Annotated in this window: 24 protein-coding genes; 3 read left to right on the top strand and 21 right to left on the bottom strand. The window is 31.9% G+C overall.

The annotated features are described in order from the left end of the window. Window positions 1–82: 82 nt before the first annotated feature. The gene (locus ABID96_RS08875; protein ID WP_192601689.1) at window positions 83–250 is read left to right on the top strand and encodes a hypothetical protein; all 168 of its coding nucleotides are present in this window, start codon (window positions 83–85) and stop codon (window positions 248–250) included. 374 nt (window positions 251–624) lie between these two features. Here the strand turns inward: ABID96_RS08875 and ABID96_RS08870 are convergent, their stop codons facing one another. After that, window positions 625–1,428, bottom strand: coding sequence for a hypothetical protein (locus tag ABID96_RS08870; RefSeq protein ID WP_192601688.1), 804 nt, complete (start codon window positions 1,426–1,428; stop codon window positions 625–627). Between the two features lie 194 nt (window positions 1,429–1,622). Between ABID96_RS08870 and rluF the strand changes: the two genes are divergently transcribed. Continuing rightward, on the top strand, window positions 1,623–2,339 hold the full coding sequence (gene rluF / locus ABID96_RS08865) for a 23S rRNA pseudouridine(2604) synthase RluF (protein ID WP_192601687.1): 717 nt from the start codon (window positions 1,623–1,625) through the stop codon (window positions 2,337–2,339). 176 nt (window positions 2,340–2,515) lie between these two features. Here the strand turns inward: rluF and ABID96_RS08860 are convergent, their stop codons facing one another. The 10 genes from ABID96_RS08860 to ABID96_RS08815 all read right to left on the bottom strand — a co-directional run bounded on the left by ABID96_RS08860 (window position 2,516) and on the right by ABID96_RS08815 (window position 8,362). Next, complete coding sequence (locus ABID96_RS08860; RefSeq protein ID WP_192601686.1) at window positions 2,516–2,926, bottom strand: SRPBCC family protein; 411 nt, start codon at window positions 2,924–2,926, stop codon at window positions 2,516–2,518. Continuing rightward, a complete protein-coding gene (locus tag ABID96_RS08855) occupies window positions 2,923–3,249 on the bottom strand; it encodes an ArsR/SmtB family transcription factor (protein ID WP_192601685.1) in 327 nt (108 codons plus the stop codon). Before ABID96_RS08855 ends, ABID96_RS08860 begins: the two co-directional genes overlap by 4 nt. A 244-nt stretch (window positions 3,250–3,493) precedes the next feature. Next, on the bottom strand, window positions 3,494–4,354 hold the full coding sequence (locus tag ABID96_RS08850) for a metallophosphoesterase (protein ID WP_377896811.1): 861 nt from the start codon (window positions 4,352–4,354) through the stop codon (window positions 3,494–3,496). A gap of 54 nt (window positions 4,355–4,408) precedes the next feature. Then, window positions 4,409–4,978: a hypothetical protein gene (locus tag ABID96_RS08845; RefSeq protein WP_192601684.1), complete on the bottom strand. Its 570-nt coding sequence runs from the start codon at window positions 4,976–4,978 to the stop codon at window positions 4,409–4,411. 252 nt (window positions 4,979–5,230) lie between these two features. Next, on the bottom strand, window positions 5,231–5,455 hold the full coding sequence (locus ABID96_RS08840; protein ID WP_192601683.1) for a hypothetical protein: 225 nt from the start codon (window positions 5,453–5,455) through the stop codon (window positions 5,231–5,233). Window positions 5,456–5,518: 63 nt separating this feature from the next. Then, window positions 5,519–5,926 (bottom strand): hypothetical protein, encoded by a 408-nt coding sequence (locus tag ABID96_RS08835; protein ID WP_192601682.1) that lies wholly within the window; start codon window positions 5,924–5,926, stop codon window positions 5,519–5,521. 94 nt (window positions 5,927–6,020) lie between these two features. Beyond that, entirely contained in the window at window positions 6,021–6,320 is a 300-nt protein-coding gene (locus tag ABID96_RS08830) for a hypothetical protein (RefSeq protein WP_192601681.1), read from the bottom strand. A 420-nt stretch (window positions 6,321–6,740) separates the two neighbouring features. Then, on the bottom strand, window positions 6,741–7,259 hold the full coding sequence (gene paiA / locus ABID96_RS08825) for a spermidine/spermine N(1)-acetyltransferase (RefSeq protein ID WP_192601680.1): 519 nt from the start codon (window positions 7,257–7,259) through the stop codon (window positions 6,741–6,743). A 253-nt stretch (window positions 7,260–7,512) separates the two neighbouring features. Beyond that, on the bottom strand, window positions 7,513–7,722 hold the full coding sequence (locus ABID96_RS08820) for a hypothetical protein (RefSeq protein ID WP_192601679.1): 210 nt from the start codon (window positions 7,720–7,722) through the stop codon (window positions 7,513–7,515). 196 nt (window positions 7,723–7,918) lie between these two features. Continuing rightward, complete coding sequence (locus tag ABID96_RS08815; protein ID WP_192601678.1) at window positions 7,919–8,362, bottom strand: carboxymuconolactone decarboxylase family protein; 444 nt, start codon at window positions 8,360–8,362, stop codon at window positions 7,919–7,921. 213 nt (window positions 8,363–8,575) lie between these two features. On the opposite strand from ABID96_RS08815, the gene ABID96_RS08810 reads away from it, so the two are divergent. Next, window positions 8,576–9,067: an RrF2 family transcriptional regulator gene (locus ABID96_RS08810; RefSeq protein ID WP_192601677.1), complete on the top strand. Its 492-nt coding sequence runs from the start codon at window positions 8,576–8,578 to the stop codon at window positions 9,065–9,067. An 85-nt stretch (window positions 9,068–9,152) separates the two neighbouring features. Here the strand turns inward: ABID96_RS08810 and ABID96_RS08805 are convergent, their stop codons facing one another. From ABID96_RS08805 to ABID96_RS08760, 10 genes are all read right to left on the bottom strand, one after another. Next, window positions 9,153–9,524 carry an iron chaperone gene (locus ABID96_RS08805; protein WP_192601676.1) on the bottom strand — a complete coding sequence of 124 codons (372 nt, stop codon included), beginning with the start codon at window positions 9,522–9,524 and terminating at the stop codon, window positions 9,153–9,155. Between the two features lie 265 nt (window positions 9,525–9,789). Beyond that, window positions 9,790–10,191, bottom strand: coding sequence for a MaoC/PaaZ C-terminal domain-containing protein (locus ABID96_RS08800; RefSeq protein WP_192601675.1), 402 nt, complete (start codon window positions 10,189–10,191; stop codon window positions 9,790–9,792). Next, window positions 10,179–10,637, bottom strand: coding sequence for a MaoC family dehydratase N-terminal domain-containing protein (locus tag ABID96_RS08795; RefSeq protein ID WP_192601674.1), 459 nt, complete (start codon window positions 10,635–10,637; stop codon window positions 10,179–10,181). The genes ABID96_RS08800 and ABID96_RS08795 overlap by 13 nt, the downstream gene beginning before the upstream one ends. A gap of 24 nt (window positions 10,638–10,661) precedes the next feature. Next, on the bottom strand, window positions 10,662–11,420 hold the full coding sequence (gene fabG / locus ABID96_RS08790) for a 3-oxoacyl-ACP reductase FabG (protein ID WP_192601673.1): 759 nt from the start codon (window positions 11,418–11,420) through the stop codon (window positions 10,662–10,664). Window positions 11,421–11,443: 23 nt separating this feature from the next. Further along, the gene (locus ABID96_RS08785; protein ID WP_087998234.1) at window positions 11,444–12,622 is read right to left on the bottom strand and encodes an acyl-CoA dehydrogenase family protein; all 1,179 of its coding nucleotides are present in this window, start codon (window positions 12,620–12,622) and stop codon (window positions 11,444–11,446) included. A gap of 63 nt (window positions 12,623–12,685) precedes the next feature. Next, complete coding sequence (locus tag ABID96_RS08780) at window positions 12,686–13,666, bottom strand: quinone oxidoreductase family protein (RefSeq protein ID WP_192601672.1); 981 nt, start codon at window positions 13,664–13,666, stop codon at window positions 12,686–12,688. An 18-nt stretch (window positions 13,667–13,684) separates the two neighbouring features. Beyond that, window positions 13,685–14,470, bottom strand: a complete 786-nt coding sequence (locus ABID96_RS08775) for an enoyl-CoA hydratase/isomerase family protein (protein WP_483300761.1) — start codon at window positions 14,468–14,470, stop codon at window positions 13,685–13,687. Window positions 14,471–14,475: 5 nt separating this feature from the next. Then, on the bottom strand, window positions 14,476–15,558 hold the full coding sequence (locus ABID96_RS08770) for a phosphotransferase family protein (RefSeq protein WP_192601670.1): 1,083 nt from the start codon (window positions 15,556–15,558) through the stop codon (window positions 14,476–14,478). A gap of 27 nt (window positions 15,559–15,585) precedes the next feature. Then, entirely contained in the window at window positions 15,586–15,987 is a 402-nt protein-coding gene (locus tag ABID96_RS08765; protein WP_192601669.1) for an acyl-CoA thioesterase, read from the bottom strand. A gap of 103 nt (window positions 15,988–16,090) precedes the next feature. Further along, the gene (locus tag ABID96_RS08760) at window positions 16,091–16,654 is read right to left on the bottom strand and encodes a TetR/AcrR family transcriptional regulator (RefSeq protein ID WP_192601668.1); all 564 of its coding nucleotides are present in this window, start codon (window positions 16,652–16,654) and stop codon (window positions 16,091–16,093) included. Window positions 16,655–16,752: the final 98 nt, after the last annotated feature.

Below are 16,752 nucleotides of genomic sequence, written 5' to 3'. Positions count from 1 at the left end.
GTCAAAAATTTGTGGTTAATATAACTTTTTGATTGCTAATCATTGAGATATAATTATGTTATTAATCGTAGGAGGGATAAAAATGAAACTATCAGTTCTTCACAAGTGGCATAAAAAACACAATAAACAAGTAGCAGAATTTCATAAAAAACATGAAATTGAAATACAAAGCGGTCTAAATGGGAACGGTTTGATCGCTAAATGGGAAAGATATTTTTATAACAATTTCATTTCCCCTCTAAAAAAATAAAACCTATCAAATGAACCGTCCCTTTTGGCACAGTTCATTTAATAGGTTTTTTAATTTTATTCCGTCATAAGGCATTTTTTCGCCAACTTCAATCCAAAATGCACACCCGATGTTTCGTTTTTTTGTTTAAATAAGTTCAAATAAGTTAAATTAATTTGCCAATGAAATCGCACACAAAATAGGAACTAGTTGCTATTTTGCAGGAGAATTATATATTTTCCACTAAAAATTCCTCATAAAAACATATTTAATCAATAAAAAGGCAGAGCTAATTCATAAGTGAATTACTCTGCTATTAAAAATACTATATATGATATTAGCCCTTCGAAACTCCAAAAGAGAACGGCTTACATTAAGAATTAATGTTATTTATTTTATCTTTCCGTTCTAGGATCTACTTCAAACCACTCCGACATCGATAAGTTTGTTGTTTTATCTTCCCAATCGTCAATCGATAAATCTTCATAATTTTGCTCTAATTGATTTATATCTTTTTGAATAGTTTGGTCGTTATTATTTGCATTAGATGTAGACTGAGTTAAAGTATGTTCTTGGTTTATTTGTTCAAATGAGTCTTGTATATAACTCTGAGCTAAAAAGCTTTCATCATATGAATTTGTTCCAATTTGATTACCTATATTAGCTGTATTCGGCTGATGATTTGAGATACTAGCTGAATATTGTTCAGTGATAATATTTGGCATTGGATTCAATTCTGAATCATTTTTACGTTTCTTAGCATTTTTACTTGTTCTGCTCTGATGATTTTGATCGTTTTGATTTTTTCGGTGATCATCTTCGTTTCCATTTTTAAATATATTCGAGGCATATTCTTCTACATTATGTAGTATGCTTTCTGCCCATTTATGCTGTTCTTTATGATGTTGTTCATTTTTATGATGACGATTCTTTTTTTCTTTATGAATTTGTTCTTCGTTTTGTTTATGATGTTCCTCGTGACTATTTGAAAATTCTTCGCGATTGATTAATGATAATGTGGACTTTATATCTTTTTCAAGACTTTCTATTTGATGATCGAAACTATGCAATTGTTTTTTCATACTATCCATATGTGATTCTATTTCATCAATTCTTTTATTAATTTTGTGCATGTTGCGTTGATGTTCGTTTTTCTTTAAGTCAAATTGTTCTAAAAGCTTATCAAAAGAAAGATCCATTTACACTCACCTATTTCATTTTTTTATTTAGTATGTGTAAATAGAAAATAATTATATAGTAAAATTCAATGATGCATTTCTAAAAATATTGATAAAAGTAAGAATTTAATTAATAATTTCCAGCATTTTAGAACTTCTTTTTTAATAATCATTACATATATGTTATTCTGAAAATATAATTTAGCATTAAGGGGTTGTTGATCATTCGTTTAAATAAATTCATTAGTGAATCCGGAAAAGCATCTAGACGTGCTGCGGATAAATTAATCAGTGAAGGTAGAGTTAAAATAAACGGTAAAGTTGCAAAAATCGGGAGCCAAGTTGAACCCGGTGATGAGGTAATTGTAAATGGAGAACATATTCGATTAGCTCGAAATAATGTTTACATTGCATTAAATAAACCTGTTGGTATAACTAGTACTACAGAAAAAGGTGTAAAAGGAAATATTGTTGACTTAGTAAATCATCCTCTACGGATTTTTAATATAGGTCGACTAGATAAAGACTCTGAGGGCTTAATTCTACTAACAAACGATGGTGATATAGTTAACGAAATTTTACGAGCTGAGAATAAGCATGAAAAAGAATACATCGTCTCAGTTGATAAACCAATCACGCCTACCTTCTTACAAGAAATGGCAGCGGGAGTCAAAATTTTAGGAACAAAAACATTACCTTGTGAAGTAAAACAACTTTCAAAATATGACTTTCAAATCATCTTAACGCAGGGATTAAATCGTCAAATTCGTCGTATGTGTGAAGCACTAGGTTATGAAGTATTTCGACTTCAACGAACTCGTATCATGAATATTCATCTGAACAATTTACCAATTGGTCAATGGAGAGACTTAACAAAGAAAGAAAAAACACAATTATTTAGAGAGTTAAATTACGAACCAAATGAATGGTAAATCCAACTTATTTTTAATTCGTATCTAACTTTATTAAAAATTTACAACATAAAAATAAAAAAAGGGTTAAACATATATTAAAAACAAATATGTTTAACCCTTTTATACTTCATCAAACAAATAACTTAGTGCAAATTGTTACTTCAGATAAATTTGATTATGAAAGAATTTACAGTTTAAGCTAATACTTTTTCTAGTTGATTCCCCATATTCGACCAAGCATGTTTAGCACCCTCAATTGCTCCAACGCGTGCTTTTGTTTCTTCACTAAATCCAGTTTGATCTAGATTTAATTGGACTGTCCCATCTGTAACTTCTTTTAAAGTCCATGTAACTGTAGTAGTTTCTCCAGCACTTGACCAAATGTAAGATAATTTATGAGGCTTTTCAACTTCTAATACTTCACAATCTACAATTCCATTCCACCATTCATTTGGCTCTGTACGAAATTGAAATTTATGTCCTAAAACCGGTTTAAAGTCATTTTCCATGATCCATTTTGCAAGTGTATCCGAATCAGTTAAAGCATTCCACACCTGTTCAATTGAATTTGTAAATTTATATTCTAATGACACATCTGATTTCATTTTTTTTCCTCCAATATACTATTTAGTTTACCAAAACTTTTTTTCCAGAATCCTTCGTAAAAAGATATCCAATCTTTAATTTCTTCTAATGGTGCTGCATTTAATCGATAACGTGTTTCTCTTCCTACTTTACGATCAGCAACTAGACCAGCTTCTTTTAGGATCGACAGATGTTTTGAAACAGCGGTACGCCCCATTTGAAATTGAGGAGTTAATTCGTGAAGAGGTAATTCATCAACTTCTGCCAATAAACGAAGTATTTTACGCCTTGTTGGATCAGCGATTGCTACATAAACATCACGCTCTTGATTTTTCTCGCTCAAAATCACCCTCTCCTTTTTATCGGACACCCTACGGTGTCTTTATTATAGGACACCAAAAAGTGTCGTGTCAATTTTATTTTAGACGGTTAGATGATTTTTATTCAACTATGTACCTTCTTTTATGGTTTTTCAATAAATTAAGTATAAACTTATTAAATCCTTTTATCAGTAAATTGCCAACTAAAAAGAGCTGCCATTAGCAACTCTATATTTTACGAACTATTTATAACTAATGTCTTATCGTTTATTTACTTTTCAAAGTTAATACGACGATCTCAGGTCTATTAAATATTCTCTGTGGAATAATACTATTTCCTAGTCCCCTGTTAACAATCATCGTTGTATTCTCACTTTTATATTGTCCAGAAGTATACTTTGGCAAGACTCCTTGGTTTGGTGCGATAACCCCGCCTATAAATGGAATTCTAATTTGACCACCATGAGCATGTCCTGTAAGAACTACATCAAAATCATAACTTGAATACAACGAAAACAATTCGGGTCTATGCGATAATAATACTTTAAATTCAATATCATGCTTAATAGATATAAGTGACTTTTTTATATTGACGTCTGCTCTTTGTTGTTCTGTTAAATATTCATTTTCAGATATGTTAGCTGGGTCATCAATTCCTAGGAGTTGTATTTTCCCACCAGAACGTTCTATAACCACTCCTTCATTTTTTAACACTTTGACGCCTAAACTTTCCAATTTACTTTCTAATCCTTCATATTTTCCTGACCAATATTCATGATTTCCAGTTACAAAATAGACAGGTGCAATTTTAACTATTTTTCCCATTAGGATTAAACTATATTTTTCTACATAATGTTTAGAGTCAATTAAATCACCAGTAAATAAGATTATATCTGGCTTTTCATTTTTTATTTTTCTTATTAAATTATTTTGCTCTTTACCGAATTCTTTTCCATGTAGATCTGATAATTGAATCATTTTAAAGTTATTAAATTGTTTTGGAACTTCACGGGATTGAATAGTTGTATCATTCAATTCGATGGCATTGTTTTGATAATAGCAAAACAATACAGATATCAAGATACCAATTAATAGAAGGATTATATTATTACGCTTAAACTTTTTCACTTATTTTACCCTTAGCCTTTCTTGATCAGCTCTTCAATTGACTGAGCTTTGTAATTAAAAAGGTATCCAATTATTAACTATGCGAATACCTTTATTTTTGATTTCATTTGGGTTTTCTTTATAATCTTTTTGAACGTAATTGTAGGAAATCCATGTGAAATATTCCAATCCAAGTAAATATGCTATTTGAGTTACTGGATTCTTCTCAAATAGTTCTTCAATGTCAGAAACATAAAATATCTGCGTTATATCTAAAAGTGTTACGGTTCTGACTTTATTTGGGTTAGCATTTATTAATTCAACTAAGCGCTCTCTGTGATATCCATCTTGGTTTATTTCTAAGTCTTCTTCCCAACTACATTCATAATGAAAGCTCCTTTTCCTACCATCATATATTGATAAAGACCAACCGTGGTCCTCCGCATAAATTAAATGTACTAAAACACCTTTGTTATTATTGATTATTCTTCTATTTACCTTAAACATTTTTCCATTTGGAATAATTGTGACCCAATTTTTACGTTCTGGATATACAAATCCACGAACAAAGCAACGTTTTAACAGGTCAATACCATCTTTAAATTCATTTGAAAAAAGATGGTAGCTTTCACTGAACTCGCTCATGATTCCCCTCCTAAAAATTGTTATAAATGTTGTTCTTAATAAACCAATTCCCATAACACTCTATACCGATTACATTCTATTTTAATTTTTAGCTAAAAAGTAAAATATGAACTGAATTGACTGTATTAAATAAATTACTACTATCTTAGATTCAATGAAATACTAAAATATCCTTTACTTATTAAAGTAAGTGTCTGCTAGCTCAAAAAAATAGACTACCGAAGTAGCCTTTCATGGAACACTTTGCATGATTTAGTTAAATAAGCTCGTAAAAATAGAAACAAATATATTAAACCCAGCCACAAGTATATACATTATTGAATTTGATTTTCCTCTTTCTTGAATGTACATTACTAAAAACATTCCCCCTAAAAAGAAAAGCATATATGGATTCAGAAGAAAGTTTTGAGTTATTAATGAATAAATAGCTAATGAAGCAGCTATCGTTCCAATTGTTATTCTTATTACTTTTAACATAGTTTTACTCTCCAAAGTTTAATGAAATAAATAAGAACATATGAGGCTCATATTTGTTTTTAATTATTTTAATATTAATTCAACTCTCAGCTCTGTCGAAAGATCTGATTCGATTATTCCATTCTCATTTATAGATTCTAGTGTTACTACTGCTTCACCTAATGAACCTTTCTCTTCAAATCCAACTATTGGAATCGTTTGCAGGTCCCCATTATGATCTTTATATTCTAAATTATAAAATCCAGTTGTAGTTACATTCTTAAATTTATATTCATCCCCATCTAATATGATTGGAATCTTATTTTCTACATTAACATTTGTAAGTGATAATCCTGTTATATTTTTTCCCGTATCATTTATAATCTCGATATTATACCCATTTTTAAATGGAAAATGGAATGGGAATAGTAAATAATACCCGATTCCTATGATTCCGATTATACATATAAAAATGATTAATTTTTTTTTCATAAGTTTACCTCATTTATTTCTCTAGTAGAATAATAACATAGCAATTCCTCATTAAACTTGCATATAGTTTAAGAGGTTTAGTGAGAGTATTTCATTACCAATCAAAGATTTCAATTATTCCAATGATAAAAAACAAAACGCCTCCTAATAGCCAGGCATCAAAATCATTCGTTTCTTTCTTTTTTAATATTTTATTTTCTAGACTATTTAATAAACTAATCGTTGCAAATAAAAGATAAAATAAGCCTTTGATTATATGATGAACTTCCTCAGCCGTAAATGAGTAAATCAAATAAATGATCATTAAACCGCTCAATATTTTCTTTATTATATCGATTTGTTTAATTCTCACTTTAAATAATCTATTTTTAAAGTTTTTTATGTAAATTTCCATTCTTTTTCTCCCTAAAAAATATCGCATATTTCTTACTATATCTTAACATTATTTCTTTCGCATTTGCTGTCTACTAAACACTTTTTTACTAAAAGTCTCTGTTAATACTAATTTTTTATTTTAGCTAATTATATTAAGAGTATGAAAAGAGAATAGTCGGTTCTAGTGTAATTGGAATGGAAGGTGCGAAGACTCCTACTCCTATGGGAAATGCGGGAAACTTGAGTCCCCGGAGGCTCAAGGTCGTCACGCCCCTTGGAAAGCGAAGTACCTGAAATGGAAATCACCATTCTTTTTTAACAGACCCTAGTAAAAAAACAAAAAGACCGCAAAAGCAGTCTATTGAATGAACCTATGATTTGATTTTTTCATTATTCTCAAATGACAAAAGTGTTTGTTCCCCTTCTCCATTAAAATAAGTTAATTTAATGTTTTTGTCATGATAAAGTCTATTTGTTCTTCATCACCCATGTAGAAAGAGTGAGTTCCAGTTTGAACAAAACCCATTTTCTTGTAAAAAGCAATTGCATTTTCATTTTTTTCCCATACGCCTAACCAGATTTTACTTTTATTTAGTTCCTCTGCAATTTCTAAAGCTTTATTTAGCAAATATTTACCAAGGCCATGTTTTTGAAAATCCTTCTTTATATAAATCCTCTCGATTTCAAGTGATTCATCACCCATCTCTTCAGACTGAGCATCATTCGTATTGACCTTTAAATAACCAGCGACTATTTTATCAATCATAATAAAATAGAATTGCGATGAAGTATTAGCTAACTCTTTTTCAACTTGTTCTATGTTAAATGCTTTCTCCAAGTATACATTCATATTTTCAATTGAATTTAGATTCTTAAAAGTTTCATTAAATGTTTCATAACCAATTTCTTGAAGTATGTGTGAATCAACTATATTGCATCTTTTTATATTTATATTCATTTAAATATGTCTCTCCTTTATGTATTCATTTTTATTCCTTGCAATTATTTACATTTCCTAATCTTTTTTGTTGCATATACAATAAAAGTATACATTTTAAATTTATATTATTTTTGTTGTATTTACAATAAAAATACTCTTGAATGAACATATTAGAAACTTATTTTTATATCTTTTTATCAATTATTCATTCCAATAAAAAAAGTCGCAAATGCGACACATAATTTTGTTTCTCTAAAGTATGTTGCTTGGTTCAATTAATTTTACTATTTTTTCTCATATTAAAAGCTAAAAATAATGCGCTTATTCCTGAAAGAAATTGAGTTATGGATTGTAACCAAACTAATTTATCATTAGGTCCATTACCAATTTGTCCTACTTTCGGAGTATAAGCATAATATAAAGTCCAAAATGACAAAACCAGTAAAAAAGTGCCGCATATTAATAAAATCCATTTTTTCATTTTATCCACCTCAATAAAGGTAAAATTGTTCAACTATGTATATTCAACAAGTGAGATTCAATACCTTTATTTATATTGACCGCACACAACATCAATTTTCAAACTTAAAAATAAAGCATCCAAATAGGTTTATTCGGATTCGGATGCTTTTTTAACTATTTTTGGCGAACTCTATAGACTTCGTCGAGTTAATAATTTATTCAGTTGTTGCTTTATTCCCCATAGCAATAGAGATTCTATTCCAACTATTAATTTGATTGATTAAAATCACAAGATCTACATATTCTTTTTCGCTAAAGTGGTTTCGAATACGATCATATAATGCTTCAGGTACACCTTTATTCGGAATCAATGTAACATGTTCTGTTAATTCTAGAGCTACTTTTTCTGAATCTGTGTAGAATGTGCAATCATTCCAAGCACTTATACAATATAATCGTTGCTCCGTTTCACCCATTTTTCTTGCTTCAGTAGTATGCATGTTAATACAATATGCACAACCATTTAGCTGAGAAGCACGAATTTTTACTAGTTCTCGTAGTGTACGGTCAATACTTGAGGTTTTCGTATACTTTTCCATTTCCATCATAATTTTAATTGCTTCTGGTGCAAGACTATAGTAATCTACTCGTTTTTCCAATTAAATGACCCCCAAAATTTTTAAGTATTAAATGATAAATTGTTTTCAATTATAATTAGCGACAATTGTAATCGCCGATTAACAATATCTATATTATGCTATTAATTTGATTATGTCAATCATCATGTAACTGTCAATCTTACTTGTTTGACAAAGAAATAAAACATATCTAAGATTAATTTATATAATCTCATTAATAAAGAAGGTGTCTTAATGCAGTATAGCGTTGGAGTTGAGTATGCACTTCACTGCCTCGTCTATTTAATTGATAATCCTGATGATTCTCCAATTGGAATAAAAGATTTATCATCTTTTCAAGGTGTTTCTGAAACGTATCTTTCAAAGATTTTTAGTAAGCTATCTAAAGCTGGGATTGTCAGTTCAGTTCCTGGAGTGAAGGGTGGATTTAAACTCTCTAAATCTCCTGAAGAAATTTCTTTTTGGGATGTAATTGAAGCAGTTGAAGGATCAAAGCCTATATTTCAATGTAAGAACATTAAAGATAATGGATATTTATATAGAGAAAAAGGCTGTACGCCTGGCACATCATGTACAATCAATTTAGTTATGCTTTCAGCAGAAGAGAAAATGCATGAATATTTACGTGAAAAAACACTTTCGTGGTTAAACAAAGAGCTAGAGAATGTCATTCCTACGCAAATTCGTGAAGATACGCGGAAATATTTTTCGAAAAGCACGATATAAAAAAACCTCTCATGTAATTCCTTAACAATCTGGAATTTAGAGAGGTTTTTTATTTAGTTTTTTCATCTTTTTTAAATCGGATATTTTATTTCCTCCAAAAAGTTGAACAGTCTTTCTTATCTAAAATATTAAACTCGATCATTTTCTCAATTAATTTGTAATCAACTTCACTTCCCCACGGGATGCGCACCAATTGCTTTGTGTGATCATAGCCAGCTTGTACAATTTCATCAGAAAAATGATTGATCCCTACTGTTTCAGGGGCAACAGCTAAATGTTGTTTAGATACGCTAAAGCCAATAATATATGTATCATGATCGGTAAACATTGGTTGGTTCCATGCAATTTTAGGCATTAAGTTAGGAAATTTATTAATCACCCAAGTCAAAACTTTTTCCGTTCGTTCCCGATGAATCGGATTCTCAATTTTTTCTAAATACTCAGCAAAAACTTCCATTTCATTCACTCCTTACATAAAAAATAATTTTAAAAATGATACTCTTTAAACTAATTCTTTTAGAATAAAAAAACATCACTTAACTTATATCTTAATCATATCCAACGATGTAAAACCAAGCAACTCTTTACAAAATTTTTAACTTTTACGGTTTACATTTTATAAAAATTCTAACAAAACAAAAGAGATGCTTATTCATCATCGAATAGCATCTCCAATTCTATTGATTCCTTCAAACATTAGACAATTCTTTATTAACTAATTTCTAAAATTGTTTGAATATGATTTTTCCTTCTATAACTTTTTGATTCTTTTGGTTAGTCGCATTTACTGAAAAATGCATTCTATTACCGTCGATATCTGTTAGTACTGCATTTAATGTAATGATGTCCTCTAAAAAGACCATGTTTTTAAAGCGGATTGTGTAATCTTCAATGAATCCATTTTCAATATAATCTGAAAAAAGTTTAGATAAATTTCCCATTGTCCACATTCCATGAGCAATGATTCCAGGTAGACCTGCTTTTTTAGCTTCTTCATCAATCGTATGGATCGGGTTAAAATCACCGGATGCGCCAGCATATTTAATTAAATCCATTCTTGTAACTGGCTCTAAAGTAACTGAATTTAGTGTGTCGCCAGGCTTAAGTTCGGTTAAGATTGACATACAGTTAGCACCTTCCTTACTTCTTCTGTAATGATGACAACTGCATTAGATTGAAATATGACTTGACCACTTTCATCTTCTCCGACATCAGAAACGACTAAAAATCCCATAAAACCATGATTTCCCTTTTTTTCGTAATAATCTTTAATTTCAGTATAACAAGTAATTTTTTCGCCAACTAATAACGGCCTTTCATAATGAAATGACTGTTCCCCGTGTATTAAACCAACATTAGGTAAATGGAAGTCTTCAATCATTCCATAGTCTAATACTCTCGGAAAAGTCGGAGGAGCTATATTTTGTTTGTATCTAGATTTTTTTCCAAATTCGATATCCACATAGATTGGATTTTGATCTCCAATTGCTTCAGCAAACTTTTTCACCGCTCCTCGTTCAACTATATTTTCCACACCTTTTGAGCGTTTTCCAATAAAAGCTTTGAACATCACTGTCACCTCTTTCAATAGAATTTACGCTTTTGGTCCACCTGCTACATATAGTACCTGACCATTTACGTAAGAAGATTTTTCATCCGCAAAAAATGCTACTGCATTTGCAATATCTTCGGGCTTTCCACTTCTTCCAGCTGGAATTTGACTTAAACTTGCTTCTATTAATTGTTCAAATGAAATACCAATGCGACTCGCCGTCTCTCTTGTCATCTCCGTTTCAATAAATCCGGGGGCAACTGCATTTGTAGTAATTCCATATTTACCAAGCTCTATTGCTAGTGTTTTTGTTAGACCTTGTAGCCCAGCTTTTGCTGTTGCGTAATTCGCTTGACCTCGATTTCCAAGTGCTGAAGTTGATGAAATATTGATGATGCGACCATATTTTTGTTTAACCATGTACTCTTGAGCAGCACGAACTACATTAAAAGATCCTTTTAAATGAACATCCATTACCGTATCCCAATCTGAATCTGTCATTTTAAATAATAAATTATCTCGAATTACCCCAGCATTATTTACAACAATATCAATGGCTCCATAAGTATCAAAAACTTCCTTTATTGCTGTTTGGACTTCACTTCCATCTACAACATTTACTCGCTTCGTATAAATCTCGAATTGTTTAAATTCTTCGGCCGTTTGTTTTAACGCGTCATCATTTATATCAATGATTGCCACTTTTGCACCTTCACTTGCAAATAATCCCACAATCGCTTTGCCAATACCTCGACTTCCACCAGTTACAAATGCAACTTTCCCTTCAAATCTACCAGCCATTCATTGATCCCTCCTTTATAAAATTAAACAAACTGGCCTACTTTCACATGACCTTTTAATAGATTTCTAGAAATGATTAATCGTTGAATTTCATCTGTTCCATCATAAATTCTCCATAATCTCGCTTCACGGTACCATCTTTCAATTGGTAATTCTCTCGTATAACCAATACCTCCATGAATTTGAAGCACACGGTCTACAACCTTATTTCCCATATTTGATCCATATAGTTTAGCGATAGAAGCTAAATGGCGATTATCTTCACCTTGATCTAAAGTAAATGCTGCATTTAATACTAGCCATCTTGCAGCTTCAATTTCTACTGCTGAGTCTGCAATTTGCCATTGAATTGCTTGGCGTTCAGCAATCGGTTTTCCAAATGTTTCTCTTTCCTTTGAGTAATCTATTGCCATTTGTAACAGCCGCTCAGCTGCACCAACAGCACGTGCGCCAACAATCCATCTCGCAAAGCCAATCCACTCAAGACCTAGATTGTATCCTCCATTTAATTCACCTAAGATATTTTCCTCGGGTACACGCACATTATCAAAAACCAATCCAGCTGGTCCCCATTCGCCCATTGTATGAATGTATTCCGATTTCCAACCCATTTCACGATCTACAATAAAGCAAGTTACGCCACTTCGACCTGCAGTTGCTTGATGTTTTTCTTTATCTGTTATGGCAATTACCATTACAAAATCAGCTTCATTCCCACCTGTAATAAACGTTTTTTCGCCATTTAAAATATATTCAGAACCATCTTTTACAGCGGTCATTCTAATATTTTGCGTATCAGAACCAGCATTTGGCTCTGTCATTGCAAAGCATGATTTCTTTTCACCATTTATTGTTGGAATTAAGTACTTTTTCTTTTGTTCTTCATTTGCATAAAACAGGATATTATCTGCAAAGCCTCCAAATGTAAACGGAACAAATGTTTTTGAAATTTCCATATAGACAATCGCTAACATCATTTGACCTAAATCCGCGCCACCATACTCTTCTGGTGTATTAATTCCCCAAAATCCTGCTTGCTTTGCTTTTAATTGCAGCTCTTTAATGACTTCAGGAGATAAACTAGGTCGCCCTTCTCTTTCATTACGTAATACTTCATTTTCTAGAGGAATTAATTCTTTTTCAACAAATTTGCGAATCGTTTTTTGAATCATTCTTTGTTCATCTGTTAAACGTAAATGCATTCTCAATTTCCTCCGTTCCATTTGTTTTTATAGATGTAATCATGCATAACATCTATAGAATATTTATTTTTTAGGCTCTAAAATAACTTTTCCAACTGTTTTTCTTGCTTGCATAAGTGTATGTACATTGGCTGCTTCGCTTAATGGGAATACTTCTCCAATTGTTACTTGAATTTTTCCTTCTGCTAAGTAGGTAAACAATTCTTTTAAACTATGATTTATTAATTCTACTCTTCTCATAAGTGGTGGTAAGAAGAACCCAATCACCGATTGATTTTTTGCCATTAAAGAAGAAGGATAAAACTTACTTTGTTGCCCACTAGCAACACCATAAATTACTAGTCTGCCAAAGTATGCTAGACATTTTAAAGTCTTATAAAACACATCTCCACCAGCCATCTCAAGTGCAACATCTACACCTTTACCATTTGTAGCATCAAGCACTTTTTCTTCCCAATCATCTTCTGTATAGTTAATTAGTACATCTGCACCCATTTCTTTCGCAAGTTGTAGTTTCTCACTTGTACTAGCTGTTGCGATCACTTTTCCAGCGCCAAACAGTTTAGCCAGCTGAACTGCTAATGTCCCGACACCACCAGCTGCTGCGTGAATGAGCACAGTTTCACCTGGTTGAAGCATACCCATTGTTTTTAAAATATGATACGCACTAAGTCCTTGAACAGGCAAAGCTGCTGCTACTTTAAAATCCAACTCAGCAGGAATAGGAATAATGGATCTTTCATCAGAAATTGCATACTCTGCGTAACCACCCGACTCCATAATAGTCACAACTCGGTCACCTGGTTTTACTTTCGTTACATTTTCGCCTACTTCCACAACATAGCCAGCTACTTCTGCACCCGGAACATATGGCAAATTTGTTTTGACAACGTACTGTCCTTCTCTTCTAGCTGTATCAGCATAATTGACAGCAGATGCATGAACTTCAATTAATACTTCTCTACCTTTTGGTACTGGTCTTTCTAATTCAACTCGTTCTAATACATCAGGACCACCGAATTGTTTAAATTGAATCGCTTTCATTTTAACCCCTCCAATAGTTTATTTACCTGTAAAGACAGGTTTACGTTTTTCTTTAAATGCGAGGACTCCTTCATGGTGATCTTCTGTTGCAACCATTAAAGTTTGAATCATTCGTTCCTTTTCAAGTATTTCATCTAAATTTGATGTGAAAGATTGATCGATTAGTTTTTTCATCATGCCAAATGCTTTTCCAGGACCACCCGCTAATTTATTAGCATATTTAACTGTTTCTTCTTTCAAATTTTTTGTGGGAACTAAAAAGTTAACTATGCCTAATTGAGCCATTCTTTCTGCAGAAACTGCTTCTCCACTAAAGAAAAATTGCTTTGCCAAGTGTGGTCCAATTAATTGAGGCAAAAAGTATGAGCCACCACCGTCTGAAATAAGACCAACTTGTGAGAAGCTTAAGGCAAATTTACTATCATCTGAAGCAAAAATCAGATCACATGCTAGCGCCAAATTAAAACCTGCACCAGCTGCGAAACCGTGAATTGACGCAATAACTGGTTTATGTGAATCTTTAATTGCTTTTATACATTTGTTTAATACGCCAATATGTTCATACACATCAGAGGCATTCGTGTTTCCCATTGTTTTTACATCTCCACCTGCGCAAAATGAACGACCAGCTCCTGAAATGACGATTACTTTAATTTCCGGATTATTCTCAGCTTCTAAAATAGAATTCGTGATTCCTGTTAACATCTCTAGATTAAAAGAATTTAAGGATTCAGGTCTGTTTAATGTTAAAAATAAGATACGATCTTGTATTTCAATTAATAAAGACTCGTTCATATGTTTCATTCTCCTTATAGCATATTTTGATTGGGGAACGTGACTTGATGCCCCAATGTGATTAGTGACTTAGCAAACTGTTCAAATTTTGTAAAACGTTGATCATTTGTTTGCCCCATTTTAAATCGATAATAAATTTGTTGGACAATGACAGCAAGTTTAAAATATGCAAATGCAAGGTAAAAATTTATGTTTGAAACATCTCTACCACTTTTTATAGCGTAGGCTTCTATGAATTCTGCTCTTGTCATAAAACCTTTATGAATTGTTACTGAAGGTTTACCCAGTCCATATTTCAACAGATCTGGATCATCTTCTTGTATCCAATAGCTCATCGCAACACCTAAATCAGCAAGTGGATCACCAATCGTTGTCATTTCCCAATCAAATAGACCCACCATTTCTGATAAATCCTGATTAAACATTGAATTATTTAACTTGTAATCATAATGGATAATTGCTGCGTCGTGATGATGTGGAACATTTTTTTCAAGCCACTTCATCAGCTGTTCAACTTCCAAAATATCACTTGTTTTCGCTCTGTTATATCTAGTAATCCATCCATGAACTTGTCGTTCCATGAAATTAGTTGGTTTACTGATTTCTAATAAATTTGTTTTTTGATAATCAATCGAATGCAGCTCAACGAGTTTTTCAACCATTACATTGGAGATTTTGCGACAATCTTCTTTTGTTACATTTAAGTGGTCAGGAAATGCAGTATCAAAAACTTCACCTTTTTTCCTCTCCATCATAAAAAATGGACTACCAACAATTGTTTCGTTTTCTGAATATAGAATAGGTTTTGGAGCGATAGAATAATGTGGATGAATCTCTGATAAAATTCGAAATTCCCTGCTCATATCATGAGCTTTTGGTGCAACGGGACCAAGAGGTGGACGTCTAAGAACTGCTTCCCATTCTCCGACTTTCAATAAATAGGTAAGATTTGAATGACCCGCTGAAAACTGCCGAACACTCAACTGTTCATTAGGCAAATCATTTATGTGTTTTTTTAGGAATTCCAGCAATACTGGTAGATTTAATTCTTCGCCTTTACGAATCTGTATTGTTTCAGATTCTACTCTCTCCGCCATCTTACTCCTCCTATGTATCTATTTTTATTATTTAACTTCTAAATGATTTTCTAATTGAGCTCGAAATAGGTCTGGTATATTTTCACTTCGTTGTTCCTTGAAATTAAAATACACGATGATTGCATTTGCTTTGGCAATGAATACATTCGTTTCATCACAAGTAATGTCATGCTCAAGTTGAAAGCTTTTACTCCCTATTTTGGAGATATAAGTAGAGATTACTAGTTTTTGATTAAAGTAGCCTTGACTAAGGAAATCACATTTCGTCGAAGCCAAAATGAAATTCCAGTCTTGTAGATTCATTCCATATCCTAGTTGTTGAAAAAACTTGATCCGTGCTTCTTCCAAATAAATGAAGTAGCTCGTATTGTTTATGTGACCAAGGGCATCTGTTTCACAAAATCTAGTCGTGATTGTTAATTTTTCCATTTTTATCCCTACTTTTTTATTAGTCTATGATTCAAAAAGGAAATACTAACTAGTCGGTATGTAATACATTTAAGTAAAGTAGGAGAGAGGAACTCTCCTACAACTAAACTTCTATACCTTTAAAAACCATTTCAGTAAAAATTTCTGCTAATTGATGATCATCAATTGAACCATCAGGATTAAACCATTGATAGCTCCAATTTGTAATACCTAAAATACCAAAGGTAACAATTGGCACATTCAAACTTGGTCTTAATTCTCCGCTTGCAATTCCTTCATTTAATAGGTTTTCAATATTAAATCGATATTGATCCCTCTTTGGATTAATTTTATCCAAACTTTCAGGACTTAAGTGTCGCATTTCCCTGAAAAATACTTTTGCACTTGCACCTTGTTTTTTGATATCTAGTATTGATAAATGAATGATACTAAACAATTTTTCTTTAAAGCTTTTGCCATGTTCATCAAGTATTTTCATTTGCTTCGTTAATAAATCATCAATATAACGAAGGTGAATTTCCATCAGAAGCTCCTCTTTACTCGAGAAGTAATAATAGAAAGTACCTTTCGTTACGCCAATAGATTCGACGATATCCTGAATGGAAGTGACTGTAAATCCTTTTTTATCAAATAATTGTATTGAGTGTTCTGTAATTTTCTCTTTCATTGGAAATCCTCACAATCTAAAAAAATATCACTTGAATTATACCATAATCTATTCTCGTGAAAGTTTAAAATACAGAATCTTCTTTACTTTTAATACTG

Origin of the sequence: Gottfriedia sp. OAE603, assembly GCF_040543965.1 — a bacterium.
In the GTDB taxonomy this organism is placed as follows: domain Bacteria; phylum Bacillota; class Bacilli; order Bacillales; family Bacillaceae_G; genus Gottfriedia; species Gottfriedia solisilvae.
This window is presented reverse-complemented; position numbering and strand designations above follow the sequence as displayed.

Bases quoted from the DNA above. Each gene is read 5' to 3' on its own strand.
- fabG (WP_192601673.1), bottom strand. From the start codon at position 11,420: ATGGCTGGTAGATTTGAAGGGAAAGTTGCATTTGTAACTGGTGGAAGT.
- ABID96_RS08820 (WP_192601679.1), bottom strand. From the start codon at position 7,722: ATGAAAAAATGGATTTTATTAATATGCGGCACTTTTTTACTGGTTTTG.
- ABID96_RS08795 (WP_192601674.1), bottom strand. From the start codon at position 10,637: ATGTTCAAAGCTTTTATTGGAAAACGCTCAAAAGGTGTGGAAAATATA.
- ABID96_RS08830 (WP_192601681.1), bottom strand. From the start codon at position 6,320: ATGGAAATTTACATAAAAAACTTTAAAAATAGATTATTTAAAGTGAGA.
- ABID96_RS08835 (WP_192601682.1), bottom strand. From the start codon at position 5,926: ATGAAAAAAAAATTAATCATTTTTATATGTATAATCGGAATCATAGGA.
- ABID96_RS08875 (WP_192601689.1), top strand. From the start codon at position 83: ATGAAACTATCAGTTCTTCACAAGTGGCATAAAAAACACAATAAACAA.
- ABID96_RS08870 (WP_192601688.1), bottom strand. From the start codon at position 1,428: ATGGATCTTTCTTTTGATAAGCTTTTAGAACAATTTGACTTAAAGAAA.
- ABID96_RS08840 (WP_192601683.1), bottom strand. From the start codon at position 5,455: ATGTTAAAAGTAATAAGAATAACAATTGGAACGATAGCTGCTTCATTA.
- ABID96_RS08770 (WP_192601670.1), bottom strand. From the start codon at position 15,558: ATGGCGGAGAGAGTAGAATCTGAAACAATACAGATTCGTAAAGGCGAA.
- ABID96_RS08805 (WP_192601676.1), bottom strand. From the start codon at position 9,524: ATGGAAGTTTTTGCTGAGTATTTAGAAAAAATTGAGAATCCGATTCAT.
- ABID96_RS08785 (WP_087998234.1), bottom strand. From the start codon at position 12,622: ATGCATTTACGTTTAACAGATGAACAAAGAATGATTCAAAAAACGATT.
- ABID96_RS08800 (WP_192601675.1), bottom strand. From the start codon at position 10,191: ATGTCAATCTTAACCGAACTTAAGCCTGGCGACACACTAAATTCAGTT.
- ABID96_RS08760 (WP_192601668.1), bottom strand. From the start codon at position 16,654: ATGAAAGAGAAAATTACAGAACACTCAATACAATTATTTGATAAAAAA.
- ABID96_RS08845 (WP_192601684.1), bottom strand. From the start codon at position 4,978: ATGAGCGAGTTCAGTGAAAGCTACCATCTTTTTTCAAATGAATTTAAA.
- ABID96_RS08810 (WP_192601677.1), top strand. From the start codon at position 8,576: ATGCAGTATAGCGTTGGAGTTGAGTATGCACTTCACTGCCTCGTCTAT.
- ABID96_RS08765 (WP_192601669.1), bottom strand. From the start codon at position 15,987: ATGGAAAAATTAACAATCACGACTAGATTTTGTGAAACAGATGCCCTT.
- ABID96_RS08780 (WP_192601672.1), bottom strand. From the start codon at position 13,666: ATGAAAGCGATTCAATTTAAACAATTCGGTGGTCCTGATGTATTAGAA.
- paiA (WP_192601680.1), bottom strand. From the start codon at position 7,259: ATGAATATAAATATAAAAAGATGCAATATAGTTGATTCACACATACTT.
- ABID96_RS08860 (WP_192601686.1), bottom strand. From the start codon at position 2,926: ATGAAATCAGATGTGTCATTAGAATATAAATTTACAAATTCAATTGAA.
- ABID96_RS08775 (WP_483300761.1), bottom strand. From the start codon at position 14,470: ATGAAACATATGAACGAGTCTTTATTAATTGAAATACAAGATCGTATC.